This window comes from Phytoactinopolyspora endophytica (assembly GCF_004138495.1).
GTDB classification, from domain to species: domain Bacteria; phylum Actinomycetota; class Actinomycetes; order Jiangellales; family Jiangellaceae; genus Phytoactinopolyspora; species Phytoactinopolyspora endophytica.
Window position 1 is genome coordinate 230,567 of sequence record NZ_ML142856.1, and the last position, 6,221, is coordinate 236,787.

General features: G+C 67.7%; 2 protein-coding genes and 1 pseudogene. 1 reads left to right on the top strand and 2 read right to left on the bottom strand.

Annotated features, from left to right (window positions below; all coding sequences use genetic code 11):
• Both ELR45_RS38175 and cydD read right to left on the bottom strand, forming a co-directional pair.
• Positions 1–210: pseudogene (locus tag ELR45_RS38175) on the bottom strand (hypothetical protein); the annotation flags it as partial.
• The gene (gene cydD / locus ELR45_RS17375; protein WP_205856769.1) at positions 210–1,913 is read right to left on the bottom strand and encodes a thiol reductant ABC exporter subunit CydD; all 1,704 of its coding nucleotides are present in this window, start codon (positions 1,911–1,913) and stop codon (positions 210–212) included. The gene cydD and the pseudogene ELR45_RS38175, both read right to left, overlap by 1 nt.
• A gap of 388 nt (positions 1,914–2,301) precedes the next feature.
• Between cydD and ELR45_RS17380 the strand changes: the two genes are divergently transcribed.
• Positions 2,302–6,018: a multifunctional oxoglutarate decarboxylase/oxoglutarate dehydrogenase thiamine pyrophosphate-binding subunit/dihydrolipoyllysine-residue succinyltransferase subunit gene (locus tag ELR45_RS17380; protein ID WP_129667511.1), complete on the top strand. Its 3,717-nt coding sequence runs from the start codon at positions 2,302–2,304 to the stop codon at positions 6,016–6,018.
• Positions 6,019–6,221: the final 203 nt, after the last annotated feature.

Consider the following 6,221-nt stretch of genomic DNA (forward strand, 5'->3'; position numbering starts at 1 on the left):
CTGTTGGGCCGCACGGGCGATCAGCCACGCGGCCGTTCCCATCAGCCCCAGCGCCGCAAGCTCGGCCATCACTCCCGCGGCGCCCGCCAGCATCAGACGCGCGAGATGCGGCCGGAGCAACCGGAGCAACCGCCTCAACGGCCCGGCTGCCCCGGAGTCGGCAGCCGCCTCGACTGGTGCTGTGTCCGGTGTCCGGGCGTCGACGGCCATCAGGTCACCTCCGGCATGCGGAGACTGTGTCCCGGCATGCCGATGTCGGCACCAGCCGTGACCGTAACTTCCGCCGCAGCTCGCGGCTGCTCGTCGACGATCCGGCCGTGCTCCATCCGGATGACGCGGTCGGCGCCCGCGACCATCGCGGGACGGTGGGCCACCACCAGGACCGTCCGGCCGGCCATCAGCCTGCCGGTGGCCTCCACGACGGCTGATTCGCTGGCCGCGTCCAGCCCAGCGGTCGGTTCGTCCAGCACGAGCAGCGGTGCATCACGCAGGAACGCCCTGGCCAGCGCGATTCGCTGACGCTGGCCGGCGGATAGCCCGGTGCCTCGCTCCCCCAGCTCGGTCTCGTACCGGTGCGGCAGCCGGTCGATGAACTCGTCGGCGTACGCCAGCTCAGCCGCTCGTCGCACGTCGTCGTCGTTTGCGCCGGGCCGGCCGAGCCGGATGTTGTCGGCCACGGTGCGGGCGAACAGGTGCGGTCGCTGCGGCACCCAGGCGAGCCGCTGTCTCCACCCCGCCACATCGGTTTCGGCGAGATCGATCATGTCATCGTCGACGGATATGAGCACGCGTCCGGTGCTGGGATGGACCAGGCCCAGCACGACGCCGAGCAGCGTGCTCTTTCCGGCACCGCTCGGGCCGACCAGCGCCACCCGCTCTCCGGGACGCACGCTCAGCGATACCTGATCCAGCGCGGGGGTGCTCCGCCCCGGATACTGGACGGTGACATCGTCGAACCGGATCTCACCGATCTCCGCTTCCAGGAACCGGCCCTGGCGGGCTTGGAGATCCTGCTGGCCAGCGGTGGGCTTCTGATCGAGGACGGTGAAGACCCGCTCAGCCACCGCCAGGCCTTCGGTGCTGGCGTGAAACTGCGACCCCAATGCGCGCAGCGGCAGGTAGGCTTCCGGAGCGAGCAACAGGATCACCAGGGCGGTCTGCAGGTCGAGATTGCCGTCCAGCAGGCGGAGTCCCACCGGCACGGCGATCAGCGCGACCGACAACGTCGCGACCAGCTCGAGGACCAACGCCGACAGGAACGCGATCCGCAGTGTCCCCATCGTCGCCGTCCGGTGTTCCTCAGCCGTTCGGCGCACCGCGACGGCCTGGGCCTTCGCTCGCCCGAAGGCCCGCAGCGTGGGCAGCCCCGCGACGAGGTCCAGGAAATGCCCGCCGAGCCGTTCCAGAGCCTTCCACTGCCGATTCGTCGCCTTCTTCGTCTGCAGGCCGACCAGGGCGCCGAAGATGGGGATCAACGGCAGCGTGACGCAGATGATGATCGCCGACGTCAGGTCCGCGGTGGCGACGTAGACCAGCACCGCGAGCGGTACGACGGCGGCGTTGAACAGCTGGGGGAAGTAGCCGGTGAAATAGGGGTCGAGGGCGTCCAGGCCGCGCCCGAGCGTCGTCGTGATTCCGCCGGCGTGCTGGCCGCTCAACCATCCGGGCCCCAGCCGCTCAATGTGCCGGAGGGCCTGCCGTCGCATCGATGCCTTCGCCGAGGCTGCGGCGCGATGCGCGAGGACCTGTTGTGACCACGCCAATACGGCGCGCGCGGCCAAGATACCCGCGAACAGGACGAGCGGTCCGGCCAGCGTCCGTACCGACGGCCGCTCCAGCACGCCATCCGCGAGCAATCCGGCCAGCACAACGGCCTGCCCGATGATTAGCGCGGCCAGCCCTACCGCCAGCACCACAAAGCCCGTGCCGATGGCACGACCATCCGGCAGGGCACGCAGTACGCGACCTCTTTGCGTATTCAGGACAAATGCTCCGATAGTAGAAACGGTCTCTTACAGTGTCGCAACCTCCGACAGCGCGTAGTATCCCGGCCCCCGCCCTTCGGCGCGTCGCCGACGACGAACGATTGAGTGCCGGCTACGTCTGGACGGCGTGGGCGGGCCACCCAGATCAACTGTGAACACACCCTTCTCCCTGTCGCGCGGGCACAGCTCGAAGAACCTCCGGGAGACCCCGGATGGCAGATACGTGACCTAGACCACAGGAGCCGCCATGCGAGAGCTGCGAACGGGGACTAACCTGTATGGGAGCACCGGCGGATTCTGAAATCGAAAGTAGGCGATCGCGACCGTGGCTCCCACCGGCCCGCCAGCGGGGTTCGGACCGAATGACTGGCTCGTCGAAGAACTGTACGCGAGCTGGCTCAAGGATCCTTCGAGTGTCGATCAGCAATGGGCGGATTATTTCGCGGCCCATGCCGGTCAGTCCGGCACCAGCTCCACCTCCAACACCACGCCCACTCGCTCCACCACGAGGACCACCGTGACTACTCAGGCCGCGCCAGCCGGCTCCAGTGCTTCTCCCGCCGCCCAGGAACGCTCCGGCACAGCCGCCGCGAGTCCCGCGCCCCCGCCCCAGTCCACGCACGACCGGCCGCAGGCTCCGGTGCGGACCGCCTCGGAGGAGCCCTCTCCGGATGCACCCGCCGAGGAGGAGACCGTCCAGCTCCGTGGCGCGCCCGCGCGCACCGCCACCAACATGGAGACCAGCCTCGAGGTTCCGACCGCAACCAGCGTGCGAGCGGTTCCGGCCAAGCTGCTGGTGGACAACCGCATCGTCATCAACAACCATCTGGCTCGCTCTCGGGGCGGCAAGGTCTCGTTCACGCACATCATCGGCTTCGCGCTGGTGAAGGCGTTGAAGCAGATGCCGGACATGAACTACTCATACGGCCAGACAGAGGCCGGCAAGCCCGCTCTGGTGAAGCCGCCGCATGTCAATCTCGGTCTCGCGATCGACATGAAGAAGTCGGACGGGACGCGACAGCTGCTGGTACCGAGCATCAAGAAGGCGGAGACGCTGAACTTCGCCGAGTTCTGGTCCGCCTACGAGGAACTCGTCCGGCGCGCCAGGGACGGCAAGCTGGCCGTCGACGACTTCGCGGGCACCACGATCAGCCTGACCAACCCAGGCACCATCGGCACGGTGCACTCGGTGCCGCGTCTGATGAAGGGCCAGGGCACCATCATCGGCGTCGGCGCCATGGAGTACCCAGCCGAATACCAGGGCGCCGCTCCCGAGACGCTGGCGCGCATCGGTGTCTCCAAGACGATGACGATCACCAGCACCTATGACCACCGGATCATCCAGGGTGCGCAGAGCGGTGATTTCCTCCGTCTGGTGCACCAGCTGCTCCTCGGCGAGCACGATTTCTACGACGAGATCTTCCGGGCGCTGCGCATCCCGTACGAGCCCATACGTTGGGCCACGGATGTGACCTCCAGCCACGAGGATGCGGTCAGCAAGCAGGCCCGTGTACTGGAGCTGATCCACGCATACCGGGTCCGTGGCCACCTCATGGCCGACACAGACCCGCTGGAGTACCAGCAGCGCAGTCACCCCGACCTGGACATCACCACGCACGGTCTGACGCTGTGGGATCTCGACCGCGAGTTCGCCACCGGCTCCTTCGGCGGCAGCAAGCGCCTCATGCTGCTCCGGGACATCCTCGGCGTGCTGCGCAACGCCTACTGTCGCACCGTCGGCATCGAGTACATGCACATCCAGGAGCCGGAACAGCGCAGGTGGATCCAGGCACGGGTGGAGAAGCCCATCGACCTCACTCCGCGCGAAGAGCAGCTGCGCATCCTGCTCAAGCTCAACCAGGCCGAAGCCTTCGAGTCGTTCCTGCAGACCAAGTACGTCGGCCAGAAGCGGTTCTCCCTTGAAGGCGGCGAGTCCCTGATCCCGATCCTCGACGAGGTGGTGGCCGCGGCGGCTGGATCGGGGCTCGACGAAGCGACGGTCGGCATGGCACACCGCGGCCGGCTGAACGTCCTCGCGAACATCGTCGGCAAGAGCTACACGCAGATCTTCGGTGAGTTCCAGGGCAACATCAACCCGCGCTCCGTTCAGGGCTCGGGGGACGTCAAGTACCACCTGGGGGCCGACGGCGAGTACACCTCGCTGGACGGTTCCACGATCAAGGTCTCGCTCAGCGCCAACCCCAGCCACCTGGAAGCGGTCAATCCCGTTCTGGAAGGCATCGCCCGGGCCAAGCAGGACATCCTCGACCAGGGCGAGGCCTTCCCGGTGTTGCCCATCCTGGTCCACGGCGACGCGGCGTTCGCCGGACAGGGCGTGGTGGCCGAGACCCTCAACCTGTCACAGCTGCGCGGTTACCGCACCGGCGGCACCGTGCACGTGGTCGTGAACAACCAGGTGGGATACACGACGTCCCCGGAACAGTCTCGGTCGTCGACCTACTGCACGGACGTCGCCCGTACCGTGCAGGCGCCGATCTTCCACGTCAACGGCGACGACCCGGAGGCCTGCGCCCGGGTGGCCCGGATGGCCTTCGAGTTCCGGCAGGCGTTCAAGAAGGACGTCGTCATCGACATGGTCTGCTACCGCCTCCGTGGCCACAACGAGGGCGACGACCCCAGCTACACCCAACCGTTGATGTACGACCTCATCAAGGCCAAGCGGCCGGTGCGCAAGCTGTACACCGAGGCGCTGGTGGGCCGGGGCGACATCAGCATCGAAGAGGCCGAGCAGGCCATGGCCGACTACCAGCAGCAGCTGGAGCGAGTCTTCGCCGAGACCCGGCAGGCGGAGATCGCCGCCGCGGCCCGTGTCCCCAGCTATCCGGAGAAGCCCGAGCCGGAGGGTGAGCTCGTCACCGCGGTCAGCTCGGAGGTGCTCAAGCGGATCGCGGACGCGCACGTCAACGTCCCGGACCAGTTCACTGTGCACCCGAAGGTGTTGCCGCAGATTCAGCGGCGCGCCGCCATGCTGACCGACGGCGGCATCGACTGGGCGACGGCCGAGGTCACCGCGTTCGGCTCGCTCCTGCTCGACGGTCGGCCGGTCCGGCTGGCCGGCCAGGACAGCAGACGAGGCACGTTCGTCCAGCGGTTCGCCGCCGTGGTGGACCGGCACACCGGCCAGCCCTGGATTCCGCTGCAGCACCTCGACGAGCAGCAGGCCAAGTTCTATGTCTACGACTCCCTGCTCTCCGAGTTCGCCGCGACGGGCTTCGAATACGGCTACTCCGTCGCCCGGCCGGAGGCCCTGGTGCTGTGGGAGGCCCAGTTCGGAGACTTCGTCAACGGCGCGCAGACCATCATCGACGAATTCCTCACCTCCGGCGAGGCCAAATGGGGTCAGCGATCCGGGGTCGTCTTCTTGCTCCCGCACGGCTACGAGGGTCAGGGTGCCGACCATTCGTCGGCACGGATCGAGCGCTTCCTGCTGATGGCGGCCGAGGAAGCCTTCCGGGTGGCGCAGCCGTCCACGCCGGCCTCGTACTTCCACCTGCTCCGGATGCACACGTTGGCCGCTCACCACAAGCCGCTCATCGTGTTCACCCCGAAGTCGATGCTGCGGAACAAGCGAGCGGTCTCCGAGCCAGACGACTTCACCGGATCGACGTCGTTCCGGCCGGTGCTGGGCGATCCTGGCCAGATCGACCCGGCCAAGGTCGAGCGGGTGCTGTTGTGCAGCGGAAAGATCGTCTGGGACCTGCTCAACAGTCGCGAGAAGCGTGCCGACGAGCGCACCGCGATCATCCGGCTCGAGCAGCTCTATCCTTTGCCCTCCGAGCAGATCAAGGCAGAGCTCGCGGCGTTCCCCGCGCTGCGCGAGGTCCGCTGGGTGCAGGACGAACCGGAGAACATGGGACCGTGGCCCTTCCTCGCGGTGCATCTGCCCTCGCAGCTGCCGGAGGGAGTGGCGTTGACCCATGTCACCCGCCGGGCCAGCACGTCGCCCGCGGTGGGCTCGCCGGCGCGGCACCTCGAGGAGCAGGACGAGCTACACAACGCCGCTTTCGCGTAGTAGCCCGTACGACGTGACAGGCCTACCGGCCACGTGGCAGGGTTTCGTGGTGACGTTCGGCGTCCGCGAGGGCGCGAGCGTCGCAGGGACATGTCCGAGTAGGCACGATCGGGGACGTGTGCGTCGCGGCCTCTGCGATGCCCCGGCCCCGGGGGAGAGAACGCGTGTACTTCACCGACCGTGGAATCGAAGAGCTTGAGCAG